The sequence below is a fragment of the Paraburkholderia dinghuensis genome, assembly GCF_003837865.1.
Classification (GTDB): Bacteria; Pseudomonadota; Gammaproteobacteria; order Burkholderiales; family Burkholderiaceae; genus Paraburkholderia; species Paraburkholderia dinghuensis.
The window spans coordinates 138,667-152,608 of the sequence record NZ_RQIS01000008.1; the positions used below are offsets into that span (position 1 = coordinate 138,667).

A 13,942-nucleotide genomic window follows, 5' to 3' on the forward strand; every position below is an offset into this window, starting at 1 on the left:
GCATCGGACCGGAAACAGCCCGTGGACAAGATCGCCATCATCGGCTCTTCAGGCCACGCGCGGGTCGTCATCGACATCGTCGAACGCGGAGGACAGTACGCGATCGCCGGGCTGATCGATTCTTTCCGACCCGTTGGAGAAAGCACGTTCGGCTATTCCGTCATCGGCACGGAAAACGAACTGCCGCAACTCGTGAAAGACTTCGACCTGAGAGGTGTGATCGTCGCGATAGGCGACAACCACTCGCGCTCAGTCGTCTCGGCCAGAGTCAGCGCATCAGTCCCGGATCTTCCGTTTGTCAGCGCCATCCATCCGTCCGCGGTGATCGGCAAATTCGCATGCATCGACGCCGGAACCGTCGTCATGGCGGGCGCCGTCATCAATCCAGGCTGCCGGATCGGGCCGGGATGCATCGTCAATACCCGAGCGTCGCTCGATCACGATTCGGTTATGGAAGCGTTTTCGAGTCTTGCACCGGGCGTCGTGACGGGCGGCAACTGCGTGATCGGCGAAGGCTCCGCCGTAGGGATCGGCGCCACGCTCATTCACCGGATCACGGTCGGCAATCATTGCGTGATCGGCGCGGGCTCCGTGGTGCTCGGCGATATCGACGCCGGTTCGGTCGCTTACGGCAATCCTGCCCGTATAGTGCGCAGCCGGGATCCGGCCGAGCGTTATCTGTGAGACACAGCGTTCAGCGCTGCCCGTTTATCAACGACCATAAAAGTCTCCGCCTCGCGGCGCACTCGTTCGACTAAAGCATTCCAGTCGACTTCAGGCGACCGCCTGAACAACCTCACCCCCGGATACCACGGCGAATCCTCGCGCCCATGCATCCACCTCCAGTCGATATCCTGCGGGGGCAGCAGCACCCAGCACGGCGTGCCGACCGATCCCGCGATATGGGCAATCGCAGTATCCACACAAATCACCAGATCGAGCTGCGCGACGATCGCAGCACTATCGGCCAGATCGACGACCTCAGACCCCAGATGCAGCAGCGGCTGCCCCTCGGGCGGCGTTGCGGCTTCATCCTCGCCCTCGCCTTTTTGCAGACTGACGAACTGAACCCCGGGCACCTGCCACAAAGGCTCAAGCACGGCGAGCGACGGCAACGACCGATGCGCATCGTTGTGATGCTTCGGATTGCCCTTCCACACGAGACCCACGCGCAACCCCGGCGGCAGCACATCGAGACGCGCACGCCACCGCTCGACCAGGACGGGATCGGGCGTCAAATACACCGCCGGCGAAAGCGCCTCGTCTTGCCCATGATCGACCATCCCCAAACGCAGCGGCACGCTCATCAGGCTGGTCCAGCAAGCGAATTCTCCCGCACGCGCCTGGGCATCTGCGTGATCGACGACCGCATCCACGCCCTCGACCGAACGCAACAACCGATGCATCGGCGGCAAACACGCCACCGTCAAACGAGAAACCCCGAGCGACTTCAAGCGCGTCAGATAGCGGCCGAACTGCACCATATCGCCGAGCCCGTCCTCCTGCCACACCAGCAGCGAGCGGCCCTGCAGCGACTCTCCGCGCCAACGTGGACAGGGCTGCAGCACCACCTCGGACTTGCGATGAACGAAACGCTCCGGTTCGTAACGCGCCTCGTATTCCGCCCACGCTTCTTCATACTGCCCAAAACTCAGCAATAACGTCGCCAGCCCAAAACGCGCATCGGAATAATCCGGATCAATCGCAAGCGCGGCACGATACTCGGATTCGGCTTCGGCGAAGCAATCCAGACTCTTGAGCACCGTCCCGAGGTTGTAGTGTGCAACGCTTAGTCCGGGGCGCAGCGCCAGCGCCTGACGATAGAGCGCCGCCGCCTGTTCCGGCAACCCGAGAGCCTGTAGCAGACCGCCTAGATTATTCAGGACTTCGATACTATCCGGGCGAAGTGCGAGCGCCTCGCGATAGCTCGCCTCGGCCATATCGAGACTTCCCAGCGTCTGCAATACGTTCCCGAGGTTGTAATGGCCTTCGACGAAATCCGGACGAATGGCGATTGCCTGGCGATAGGCCGTTTCGGCTTCGGGCAAACGCCCCAGTTTCTCCAGAATCGTGCCGTGCGTGATGTACGCATCCGCGTAACGCGGCTGCAATTCGAGCGCGCAGCGACACGCGAGTTCGGCCTCGATATAACGCTCGCGCAGCTTCAATACGCTCGCGAGATTATTCAGCGCAAGCGGATATTGCGGACGAATCTCGATCGCCCGCCGATACGCCACCTCCGCCTCCTGCAAACGCCCGAGTGTCTTCAGCACGTTGCCGAGATTGTGATGCGACTCGGCATGCCCGGGTTGAATCGTCAACGCACGGCGATATGCTGCTTCGGCGTCCCCTGGACGATCGGCGGCCTGCAACACGAGCGCGAGGTTGTAGCAGGCATCGAGATAGTCGGAGCGCAGCGCGAGCGCCTGACGAAACGCGTCCTCTGCCTCCTGCAAACGGCCCGTGCGTAGCAGCATCACGCCGTGATTGTTGTGGGCTTCGGGGACGTCGGGGTGTTGGTCGCGAACCTGCCGATAGAGCCTCTCCGCGTCCACAGGTGACAGGTCCGTCACTTTCGCTCTCCCGGCAACCGCAGCACGCGCGCCACCTGCTCGTCGACCGGCACCCCGTCGCCCATTCTCGACACCAGCGCCAGCGGCGCCTCATACGGACTGTTAACTCCGGTCATGTTCGGTATCTCACCCCTGCGTGCCTGCGTGTAAAGTCCCTTCGGATCGTGCGCCTCGCACGCATCGAGTGGCGTGCTCCCATCCGTGGCGTGCGTAAAGCGATCCACCAGAATGAATCGGCCGATCCAGAGTTCGCGCCATGATGACGCCGGCTCGCACCGTTCAAATCCGCAAACTGCGACAGATTCTGGCCGCTAATCGCCTGTCGGCACGACGATGAAGTGCACGCCCCATCGCGCGGCATTCGCACCGGCCGCAACGATCAGGCGCGCGACGGCGAAATCAGCGTCGCTGGCAAGCCGTGCGGCCCGGCCGCCTGAACAGCTTTTCCGCCACGCCGGTAGTGATTGGGCCCCTGATGCCCCGCAAGCGATAACGGGTAAAGTAACGGCCCATGGAAATCAAACGCGTCCACTTCATCGGCCTCGGGGCCATCGGTCTGAAATATGCGGCAAGGATTCACGATGCGGATCCTTCCCTCGTCCGCGTCATCGCCGACGATGCTCGCATCGCACAGTTCCGGGCGACGCCGCCGACTGTGAACGGCAAGCCCTACGATTTCGAGTTCGTCCGGCCGGACCTCCCCGGCGAGCCAGCCGACGTCATCTTCGTCGCCGTGAAATGGCGACACCTGGAACGGGCGCTCGCCGACATGCGCGGCTTCGTGGGCAAACGGACCTCCATCATCTCGCTCATGAACGGCATTGCGAGCGAGGAGGTCATAGCGCGCGAATTCGGCCGCGAGCGCGTCATCTACGCCAACGTGTACATGGATGCCGTGCGCAGCGGCAATGCGGTCACCTGGCGCGATATCGGCCGGATCGTCTTCGGCGAGGAAAACAACGCGGTCGTTTCGGCACGCGTGAAATCCATCGAGACGTTGTTCGACAAGGCGCATATTCCGTCGAACGTGCCCGCCGACATGCTGGGCGCACATTGGGCGAAATTCATGCTCAACGTCGGGATCAATCAGGCATCGGCGGTGCTGCGAGCGCCGTATGGCACATTCCAGACCAACCGGTACGCGCGCGAACTGATGGTTTCGGCCGCGCAGGAAGTCGTCGAGATCTCGCAGCACGCCGGGGTCGGGCTCGACCAAAGCGACATCGACCGCTTCCTTGCCATCATCGATTCACTCGACCCGGCCGGAAAGACATCGATGCTTCAAGACGTCGAGGGCAACCGCGAAACGGAGGTCGACATCTTCGCGGGCACGGTCGTCGATCTGGGCGAGCGGTATGACGTGCCGACGCCGGTCAATCGCACGCTACTCACGATCATTCGCGCGATAGACGCGGATGACCGACGGGACCGATAAGGCAGTCGCAAGGACCCACGCGTTTGGGCGCCCTGAAGCGCGTGCCCGGAAGAAGATTGCCCGGCTAATGGCGGGCACATGAAGAACGCGGCGATCCAACGCGCCGAAGCGCGGCGAGAGACCGTCGCCGCGTCATCACACAGCGCCAACCCGAAACGTGCCCATCACCGACTGCAGGCGCTTCGCCTGCTCGGTGAGCGACTGGGCCGCCGCCGATGCTTCTTCGACGAGCGCGGCGTTCTGCTGCGTAATCGAATCCATCTGCGTTACGGCGTGATTGACCTGTTCGATTCCCGAGCTTTGCTCCGCCGCCGCAGCAGCGATCTCCTGAACGATCTGCGCGACGCGCGCGATCTCTTTGCGCGCCTCGTCGAACGAGCCACCCGTACGCTCGACGAGCCCGGCACCGCTGCCGACACGTTCCACCGCCCGGCTGATCAGTTCGCGAATTTCCTTCGCGGCGCTGCCGCTGCGTTGAGCCAGCGATCGTACTTCACCCGCTACCACCGCGAAACCGCGACCCTCGTCGCCGGCGCGCGCGGCTTCCACAGCGGCGTTGAGCGCGAGAATGTTGGTCTGGAACGCGATCCCTTCAATGACGGCGATGATCTCCACCATCTTGTGCGACTCGGCTGAAATCTCGCGCATCGTGGAAACCGCCTCCGCCGCCGTCTTGCCGCCACGCTCGACCACCTCGGTCGCGCTCACTGCCAGTTCCGTCGCGCTCCTTGCATTCTCGGCGGTCTGACGCACCATCGACGTCATCTCCTCCATGCTCGCCGCCGTCTCTTCCAGCGAAGCCGCCTGATTTTCTGTGCGCGCCGAGAGATCCAGATTGCCGTGCGCGATCTCTTGCGCCCCGTTCGCCACGTTGTCGGCGGCATCCTTGATCTGGCGAATGGTGCCCGTCAGCGCATCGCGCATGCGCTGGATTACGTGAACGAGGCTCGACGAATCGTTGTGGTGCACGTCGATCGCGACGGCAAGATTGCCCGATGCGATGGCGTCGGCGACCTGCGCCGCGTAACGCGGGTCCCCGCCGATCGTGCGCTGGATGCTCCGGTTGATGAACGTCACGAGCGCGCCCAACGCAAGCGCCAGCGCCACGAATACGCCGCCCACCAGGTAGAGCGAGTCGAAGAACGCCGCGTCGATATCGTCGACGTAGGCACCGGTTGCGATGATCCAGTCCCACGCGGGATAGCGGACCACATAGCCGATCTTGCCCACCGCCTTCGCCGATCCTGCGTTCGAATGCGGAAACACGTAATCGACGAATCCGCCATCCGGCGCCTGCGCGACGGACGCGAATGTCACGTAGTGATGCCGGCCATCGGCATCGGCCGAGCTGGCGAGGTCCTTGCCCTCAAGTGCGGGCTTGATCGGATGCATGATCATGCGCGGCTTCGAATCGATGACCAGAAAATAGCCGTCTTCGCCGTAGCGTATGCCGCGCAGCCGCGCCAGCGCTTCCTTGCGCGCCTGGTCGTCGGTCAATGCGCCGCTTTGCGCGAGCGCCGCGTACTCGTTCACGATCGCGAGGCCGACGTGGGCGATGTTGACGAGATCGTGCTTGCGCTCCTCGATGCGCGTCGCGCGCGTGAGCCAGGCCGCCGATACCGATACCAGCAGCAGAGCGATCAGGCTGATCACCAGCGGCAACCACAGTTTTTGGGTGAAGCTCAGTCTGTTCATGCGTGTTCCTGGACGTGACCGACATGCCCGGCCCCCCTCTCGCGAGGACGCCCGTTCAGGCAGCTTGCACGCGTGGGCCGCGACGGCCATGCGTGAGCGAAACCAGCCGTGCATCGGCGAACAGGTGTGTCACGCCAAGGCGCAACGGCCTTCTCTGGGTTATCGGTTGGGCACAGAGAAAATATCTAGAGTAAAACCCTGTGAAAGCACATCGCAAGGCAGGATCGGGCTCGTACGCGGCCGGGCCAGTTCGAGCACGCCGGCCTCGGCGCGGGCGGCCTTCTGCTTCGGCGTTGTGCGCCGACGCCTGGCGAAGCCCGGCTATTCGCGGCACACGCCGTCACGCGCTTCGCTGCAAGCGCGCCTCACGCCTCCAATCGCCAAACGCGGCATCGAACTCGGCGGCGTCCTTCGACGCTCGCGCCAGTTCGCCAAACGCACGCATTCCGGGCTTCATCCTTTCCGCAGACTCAGGGCTTCATACGAGCGCCGTGCCGAGACCTTCGGGGGTGCATTGGATCGACACCCAAACGCATCCTTCCAGAAACTTTAATTCTTCACGCGGAGAATATGATCGAAGTCAATATTCGCGGAATACGATAGTAATTATTGCGGAGTACGCCATAAAGTCGAATCGTTTGCGTTCGTTAATGAGGGTAAACCATCAAGCGGTTTCAGGGACGTTTCGCGACCGTTACGTCCGCGTGACCCAAGCGGTTTATCACCCATAACGAATTGCACATAAAAAGATGCATCTCTCAGACATGAAAATAGGGACCAGGCTTGGAGCCGGGTTTGCAGTCGTGCTACTGCTCTCGACCTTGATGGTCGGCACCGGCATTACGATGCTTGGACGCCTGAACACTCAGGCCGAAGCCGTCGCCGAGGTCAACTTTCCACGCATGCGCAATGCCAACGCAACCACAGAGGATGTGGATATGGTTGCGATCCGGGTCCGGAATCTGTTGTTGAACGACGATCCGGAATTCAAGAAGGAGACGAAGGAAAAGATCAGTACGGCCCGCCGGGAAGTGCTGGATGAAGTCACGGCACTCGCGAAGACGCTGGCGCGCCCCGCGGTTCGCGAGAAGCTTGTCCAGCAGAGCGCGGACTACGATCAGCGCCTCAGCAAGATTCTGGATATGGAGGCCACCGGCCGGCACGCCGACGCAGTCGAGTCGCTCAACAAGGACCTGCTGCCGATCTTCGTCAGCTACCGGGCGACGCTCGATGACATCATGCAGTTCCAGGTATCGCAGACGCAAACAGCCGCGACGGCAATCGCCGCTATCTACCGGAACTGCTACCTCACATTGGGAAGCCTCGGCACAGCGGCGCTGATCCTCGGTGTCGGTTTCGGCTGGTTCATCTCACGCAGCATCACCCGCCCGATCTCGGATGCCGTGCGAATTGCGGCTACGGTTGCCAAGGGCGACCTGACGCAGCGCATCGAAGCCAGCAGCAAAGACGAGACAGGCCAGTTGCTGGGCACCCTCAAGACGATGAACGACAACTTGCTGAAAATCGTCAGTGACGTGCGCGAGGGATCGGACATGATCGCGACGGCGTCCAGCCAGATCGCGGCGGGCAACACCGATCTGAGCTCACGTACCGAACAGCAGGCGGCGTCGCTCGGGGAGACCGCATCGAGCATGGAACAACTGGCAGCCACGGTCCGCCAGAACGCCGAGAGCGCAAGGCAGGGCAACCAGCTTGCCGCGAATGCATCCGATGTGGCCGCCCGCAGCGGCGAAGCAGTGGGACGCGTGGTGCACACGATGCGCGAAATTGCGGAAAGCTCCACCAAGGTCGCGGAGATCACCAGCACGATCGAAGGCATCGCTTTCCAGACCAACATCCTGGCCCTGAACGCGGCCGTCGAGGCTGCGCGTGCCGGCGAACAAGGCCGCGGTTTCGCGGTGGTGGCCGGGGAGGTGCGCAGTCTGGCTCAGCGCGCAGGCGTCGCGGCCAAAGAGATCAAGGACCTGATTGTCGAGTCGGTGGATCGGGTGAAGATTGGATCGAATCAGGTCGACGAGGCTGGCCGCACGATCGGCGAGGTCGTGCAAGCGGTGAGGCACGTTACGGATCTGATGGGCGAAATTGCTGCGGCATCGCACGAGCAACATCAAGGCATCGAGCAGGTGAACCAGGCGGTCACGCAAATGGACGAGGTCACTCAACAGAACGCGGCGCTGGTCGAAGAGGCCGCCGCAGCGGCCAGTTCGTTGCACAGCCATGCCGGAAATCTGGTGCAGCAGGTGTCGGTATTCAAGGTGGCTTGAGTCGGACTGCGAGGCCGCTCAGAAGACCTCCCACTCGTCATCATCGGTGGCGAAAGCGGCGGCCACGAGACTAGCCGGGGGAACGGCTACCTTCGCGGGCGGGGTGGGTTTGGACGGTTGAGCGGCCACTCTCGTCTCCGGCACAACCGTGCGGCTCGGTGCCGGTTGCGACGGAGCAAACCGCTGCGGTGACGACGACTCATCTCCGAGCCGGAAGAACGTCATGTCGGCCTTCATCTTCGTCGCCTGGTCCTGCAGCGACGCAGCGGCCGCCGCGGCCTCTTCGACCAGTGCAGCATTCTGCTGGGTCACCTCGTCGATCTGCGTGATCGCCTGATGCACCTGTTCGATGCCCTTGCTCTGCTCGTCGGAGGCCGCCGAAATCTCGCCGACGATATCGGACACGCGGCCAATCGCGAGGATCACCTTGCCCATGCTCTCGCCGATGTCGCCGGCCTGCCGGGCGCCGTGCCGCACCTTGCCGGACGACGCGTCGATCAGCTCCTTGATCTCCTTGGCCGCCCCCGACGCGCGTTGCGCAAGCGCGCGCACCTCACCCGCGACCACTGCAAAACCACGCCCATGTTCACCGGCACGCGCAGCCTCGACGGCCGCGTTCAGGGCCAGGATGTTGGTCTGGAAAGCGATGCCTTCGATCATGCCGGTGATATCCGCGATCCTGGCGGAGTCCGCGCTGATCTCCTGCATCGTCGCGGCCATCGCGCCCACTGCCGCGTTACCCACGTCAGTCATCTCGCGCGCGTTGGTGGCGAGCGAATTGGCCTGGCGAGCGTTGTCGGCGTTCTGCTTCACGGTTTCGCTCAACTCCGTCATGCTCGCGGCCGTCTGCTCGAGCGACGCCGCCTGCTCTTCGGTGCGCGCGGAAAGGTCCTGGTTGCCTGCTGCAATCTGCACCGAGGCGACCGTGACCGATTCGCTGCCATCGCGAATGCCGCGAATGGTGGCAGCCAGCTGCTGGCTCATGGACTTCATGGCTTCGAGCAGTTGCCCGAATTCGCCCGTCACATCCACCGCGATCTGGCCGTCGAGCCGGCCGTGCGCGATGTCACTGGCGATGCTCACCGTCTTGCTCAACGGCCGCGTAATCGCGCGGATCAGATAGAGCGCCGCGCCGATCGACAACAGGGCTCCACCAATCAGCAGTGCGATGGAAGCCCACGTCAGCCGCGCCGACTTTGTTGCACCTTCGACGTCGCTGTCTCGCGCCTGATCGGCCTTGATCTGCACGTCCTGTTTGAGCAGCGCGGAAACGCCATCGCCTAGCGGAAGAACGTTGGCCACCTGCCAGGCCAGAGCGCCATCGAAATCGCCCTGCTCGATGAGTGCCAGTTCCTTTTCCACCGCCGCGCGGTACTGCGTGATCAGACCGTCGATCTTGCCTGCGATCGCGCGCTCGTCGCTGGTCGTTACGCCGCTCGGGTAGTAGCTTTTCCAGTCAGCGTCGGTCTGTGCGAGAAAGTCGCGGGTCTTCGGAATAAGCGCCTTGTCCTTCTGAGCAACCATCCGCCATAGCGTGAGTCGCGAATTGAGCGTATCGGACTGCGTCGCGCTCAAATGACCCGTGGGAATGACGATGCTCGCGTAGGTGTCGTGTAGCGAACGGCTCATGGCGAGGACACCGTTCAGGCCGAAGCCACCGACGATCAACGTAATCACCGTGCTAGTGACGAGCACCAGGATGATCTTGGATTTGACCGTTGAAAATAACTGGTTCACCGGGACCCCTTCGAGAAAATTGGTCTGAGAGGCAAGCGCCGGGCCAGGCTAACTCGACAGGAACGTAGCGCCCGGGCGGTTTTACCACCCACGTCGACACGACAGTCGGGTCATGACTCTGCAAAGGCGCATGATCCTTGGCCCGATCGCGGGCGTATTCGCTTTAACCGTGGATGTCCTTCGGCTTTCCGAAAGAATCCTTTAGGCATTTCCGCGCTCCGTTGATCCGATGTCAAAGAAAGGGGGGCGAAAGGAGTGATTACGAGCGAAGTGGCGAACGTGCTTATTAGCGTCCGGGCGATTCGCGACTGCGCCACTAGCGCGCTAAATGGCACATAAAGCGGGAGATCCGAGGGCACAGAAAAGAAAAAAGGCCCTCGACGTTTCGTCGTAGGGCCTTGCTTGACGAGGGCTCCAGGAAGGAACCCATGTCGTACCTCAATCTGGTCCGCCCGTCCGGGATCGAACCAGCAACCGTCCTCAGCCAGCACACCAGGAAATCAACTTCCTCGTACGCCGAATGAGGACCAGCGGTTATCAGAACTGGTTCATCGTGTTGTCTTTACCCGCCGCTTTCAGCGCTGCTTCGCCGCTGAAATACTCCTTGTGATCGTCGCCGATGTCCGAGCCCGACATGTTCTGGTGCTTGACGCAGGCGATGCCCTGGCGGATTTCCTTACGCTGCACGCCAGCCACATAACCCAGCATGCCCTGGTCACCGAAGTATTCCTTCGCGAGGTTGTCGGTCGACAGTGCAGCGGTGTGGTACGTCGGCAGCGTGATCAGGTGGTGGAAGATGCCTGCTTCGCGCGCCGCGTCGGCCTGGAACGTGCGGATCTTTTCGTCGGCGGCGATTGCCAGTTCCGACTGGTCGTATTCCGCGCTCATCAGCTGGCCGCGTTCGTAGGCCGACACATCCTTGCCTGCGGCCTTCATCGCGTCATACGCCTGCTGACGGAAGTTCAGGGTCCAGTTGAACGACGGGCTGTTGTTGTACACCAGCTTGGCGTTCGGGATGACCTTGCGAATCTCGTTGACCATGGCGCCGATCTGGCCGATGTGCGGCTTTTCGGTTTCGATCCACAGCAGGTCAGCGCCGTTTTGCAGCGACGTGATGCAATCCAGGACGCAACGCGCTTCGCCCGTGCCGGCGCGGAACTGGAACAGGTTGCTAGGCAGGCGCTTCGGACGCAGCAGCTTGCCCTCGCGCTTGATGACGACGTCACCATTGCCCAGTGCATCGGCGGAGATTTCGTCGCAATCGAGGAACGAATTGTATTGGTCGCCCAGGTCGCCCGGCGTGTTGGTCACGGCGATCTGCTTGGTCAGGCCGGCGCCCAGCGAGTCGGTACGGGACACGATGATGCCGTCGTCCACGCCCAGTTCCAGGAACGCGTAGCGGATCGCGCGGATCTTGGCCAGGAAGTCCTCGTGCGGCACGGTGACCTTGCCGTCCTGGTGGCCGCACTGCTTCTCGTCGGACACCTGGTTTTCGATCTGGATGCAGCATGCGCCCGCTTCGATGAACTGCTTGGCCAGCAGGTAGGTTGCTTCGGCGTTGCCGAAACCCGCGTCGATGTCGGCGATGATAGGCACGACGTGGGTGACGTGGTTGTCGATCTTGTGCTGGATGGCGGCCTTGGCAGCAGCGTCCTTTGCGGCGTCCAGTTCGCGGAACAGGCCGCCCAGTTCACGGGCGTCGGCCTGGCGCAAGAAGGTGTACAGCTCACGGATCAGCGCGCTGACCGAGGTCTTTTCGTGCATCGACTGGTCCGGCAGCGGGCCGAACTCGGAGCGCAGCGCGGCGACCATCCAGCCGGACAGATAAAGGTAGCGGCGGTCGGTGCTGTTGAAGTGCTTCTTGATGGAGATCATCTTCTGCTGGCCGATGAAGCCGTGCCAGCAACCCAGCGACTGGGTGTATTTCGACGGGTCGGCATCGTAGGCGGCCATGTCGGCGCGCATGATCTTCGCGGTGTAGCGGGCGATGTCCAGGCCCGTCTTGAACTTGTTCTGGGCACGCATACGAGCGGCGTACTCGGGATTGATGGCATTCCACGAGCTGCCTTGTTTCTCTTTCAAACCGGCAACTGCCTTGATGTCGTCTTGATATTGGGTCATGTGAACCTCTCGAGAATAAATCGTGTTTGAAGAAATCGTTGAGTCTGCCGCTACGTGTGCCGAAGCAAACTGCATGACTAAATTGTAGCCTCGTCTCAATAAGTCGAGACGAAGTCTTATATAAGACATAAGACTTAATTTCTTCTTGTTTTTCAATGAGATACGCGACAATTTTTGCAATGCAAAACACGTTTTCAGAGGACGAAAGCATGGCGCGAGGAAATCCAAAAGGAATCCCGCAATGCGAAATGCGTTTTCGTAGTCGGAGGCAGGGCAATTGAGGAAGGTTTGAGCAACGAAAGCTGGGGAGATGATTGCGTAGACATCTGTTTCCACGAACCGACGTTCCGACGCGCGATCACATGCGCCGCGCAAGCTGCCAGGGTGACCAGCGGGTGCGTCGCACGGCTTTTGCCATTCATTGGCGATGCATCCAAGGGAATTGCGACACGACATCCGGACGCTGCAGGAACTGCCGGGGCGTGGCGAGATAGCCGACGCGGGGAATTCACGCTCGCCGGTAGCTGACCGGTTTCCAGATCGCGGCCATTTCTGCTCCAGGCTTTCCAGACTTGAGTGTTTGTTGTTGCGTCTGGGCTATTCCCGCCTCCGCAACTTTTCCGCCAAATGGCGCATGAAGCGGAGTTTCCGGCGGCACAGAAAAGACAAAAGGCCCCGGGGCTTTCGCCGTAGGGCCTTCATTGGGTGGGGTTCTACGAACCCAGGATCACGTCTAATTCTGGCGCGCCCGGCTGGGATCGAACCAGCAACCCCTGCCTTCGGAGGGCAGTACTCTATCCATTGAGCTACGGGCGCATTTGTGCAAAAGCGCCGCCATCAGGCCGAAGAACACGGGGATAGCAGCGCCGGAGTGAGACCGAGAGGATACCCGGTTTCGCCTGACCCGTCCACCGCGCGGGCTGTCCGGGCCGCCCGCGAGCCTGAGCGGGGCAGCGAAGGAAACACGCCGCACAAAACGGCGCCACACCAAACCCGGTTCGCACACATCCCGCCGCTCGGGGTAAACGCCCGCTGAACGCGCCCGCGCACTTACACTCGTCTCAAAACCTTGCGTCTATAATCTTTGCGATATTTGAGCCATCGCAAGGCCTCAGCCGTCCTGCAGTACCCGCTCACGACAATACCAAAGGAAGACGGAGACAAGCATGAGCGAAGCGCCCCACGGAAACCCGATCAAAACGCCCGGCCAGTTGATCGCCGCCGTTGTCGCCGGATTTGCGGTCCCGATCGTCATCATCATCCTGCTCGCCTACTACGTCGACAACACGACGCGCACAGGCGCCGGCACCGACGAACTCGCCCCCGACGAAGTCGCCCACCGCATCGCGCCCATCGCGCAGGTGTCCGTGCACGACGCCAACGCGCCGCGCGTCTACAAGACCGGCGAGCAGGTCTTTCAGGCCGTCTGCTCGGCGTGTCACGCGAGCGGCACGGCGGGTGCGCCGAAGTTCGGCAACTCGGGCGACTGGGCGCCGCGCATCGCGCAGGGATTCGACACGCTCTGGCACACCGCACTCGCCGGCAAGGGCGCCATGCCGCCGCGCGGCGGCACCAGTCCCGACGACTACAGCGATTACGAAATCGGCCTCGCGGTTGCTTACATGGCGAACCGCGGCGGCGCGAACTTCCAGGATCCGCCGAAGCCTGCCGCCAGCGCAGCACAGAGCGCGTCCGGGGCGGCAGCGGCGAGCGCACCGGCTGCTGCGGGTGCCGAGACGAACGCCCAGACCACCGCGGCCATGGCGGCGATCGCGAGTATTCCGCAAGCGGCGTCCGCTCCGGCCGGAGGTGCCGCCGGGCAAAGCGCGGATGCCTCGCAGGCCGGTAAGGCGCTTTATCAGCAGGTCTGCCAGGCGTGTCACGCCGCGGGTATTCTGGGCGCGCCCAAGTTCGGCAACAAGAACGACTGGGCGCCGCGCCTGAAAGACCCCATGGACACCGTCTACAACTACGCGCTGCACGGCAAGGGCCAGATGCCACCGAAGGGCGGCTCCACCGCCTCCGACGCCGATGTGAAGGCCGCCGTCGATTACATGGTGAGCTCGGTGAAGTAAGCGCACGCTCACGTCGCCAGC

At 62.3% G+C, this 13,942-nt stretch carries 9 protein-coding genes and 1 tRNA gene; 4 read left to right on the top strand and 6 right to left on the bottom strand.

The genetic code is table 11. The features are described 5' to 3' along the window. The first annotated feature begins 21 nt into the window (after nucleotides 1–21). Nucleotides 22–684, top strand: coding sequence for an acetyltransferase (locus D1Y85_RS12875; protein WP_124151447.1), 663 nt, complete (start codon nucleotides 22–24; stop codon nucleotides 682–684). Here D1Y85_RS12875 and D1Y85_RS12880 read toward each other — a convergent pair. Next, complete coding sequence (locus D1Y85_RS12880) at nucleotides 675–2,573, bottom strand: tetratricopeptide repeat protein (RefSeq protein ID WP_124151448.1); 1,899 nt, start codon at nucleotides 2,571–2,573, stop codon at nucleotides 675–677. The genes D1Y85_RS12875 and D1Y85_RS12880 overlap by 10 nt on opposite strands. Continuing rightward, on the bottom strand, nucleotides 2,570–2,797 hold the full coding sequence (locus D1Y85_RS28085) for an adenylyl-sulfate kinase (RefSeq protein WP_425466929.1): 228 nt from the start codon (nucleotides 2,795–2,797) through the stop codon (nucleotides 2,570–2,572). Before D1Y85_RS28085 ends, D1Y85_RS12880 begins: the two co-directional genes overlap by 4 nt. A 287-nt stretch (nucleotides 2,798–3,084) precedes the next feature. Here D1Y85_RS28085 and D1Y85_RS12890 point away from each other — a divergent pair, with 287 nt between their 5' ends. After that, nucleotides 3,085–4,008, top strand: coding sequence for a ketopantoate reductase family protein (locus D1Y85_RS12890; RefSeq protein ID WP_124151450.1), 924 nt, complete (start codon nucleotides 3,085–3,087; stop codon nucleotides 4,006–4,008). 135 nt (nucleotides 4,009–4,143) lie between these two features. On the opposite strand, the gene D1Y85_RS12895 is transcribed toward D1Y85_RS12890, so the two are convergent. After that, the gene (locus tag D1Y85_RS12895; protein WP_124151451.1) at nucleotides 4,144–5,703 is read right to left on the bottom strand and encodes a methyl-accepting chemotaxis protein; all 1,560 of its coding nucleotides are present in this window, start codon (nucleotides 5,701–5,703) and stop codon (nucleotides 4,144–4,146) included. 749 nt (nucleotides 5,704–6,452) lie between these two features. On the opposite strand from D1Y85_RS12895, the gene D1Y85_RS12900 reads away from it, so the two are divergent. Further along, nucleotides 6,453–7,988, top strand: coding sequence for a methyl-accepting chemotaxis protein (locus D1Y85_RS12900; protein ID WP_124151452.1), 1,536 nt, complete (start codon nucleotides 6,453–6,455; stop codon nucleotides 7,986–7,988). Between the two features lie 18 nt (nucleotides 7,989–8,006). On the opposite strand, the gene D1Y85_RS12905 is transcribed toward D1Y85_RS12900, so the two are convergent. The 3 genes from D1Y85_RS12905 to D1Y85_RS12915 all read right to left on the bottom strand — a co-directional run bounded on the left by D1Y85_RS12905 (nucleotide 8,007) and on the right by D1Y85_RS12915 (nucleotide 12,662). Continuing rightward, nucleotides 8,007–9,725: a methyl-accepting chemotaxis protein gene (locus D1Y85_RS12905; protein ID WP_124151453.1), complete on the bottom strand. Its 1,719-nt coding sequence runs from the start codon at nucleotides 9,723–9,725 to the stop codon at nucleotides 8,007–8,009. Between the two features lie 537 nt (nucleotides 9,726–10,262). Beyond that, nucleotides 10,263–11,846 (bottom strand): isocitrate lyase, encoded by a 1,584-nt coding sequence (locus D1Y85_RS12910; protein WP_124151557.1) that lies wholly within the window; start codon nucleotides 11,844–11,846, stop codon nucleotides 10,263–10,265. Between the two features lie 740 nt (nucleotides 11,847–12,586). Further along, a tRNA-Arg gene (locus D1Y85_RS12915) sits at nucleotides 12,587–12,662 on the bottom strand. 350 nt (nucleotides 12,663–13,012) lie between these two features. On the opposite strand from D1Y85_RS12915, the gene D1Y85_RS12920 reads away from it, so the two are divergent. Then, nucleotides 13,013–13,921: a c-type cytochrome gene (locus tag D1Y85_RS12920; RefSeq protein ID WP_124151454.1), complete on the top strand. Its 909-nt coding sequence runs from the start codon at nucleotides 13,013–13,015 to the stop codon at nucleotides 13,919–13,921. The last annotated feature ends 21 nt before the right edge of the window (nucleotides 13,922–13,942 follow it).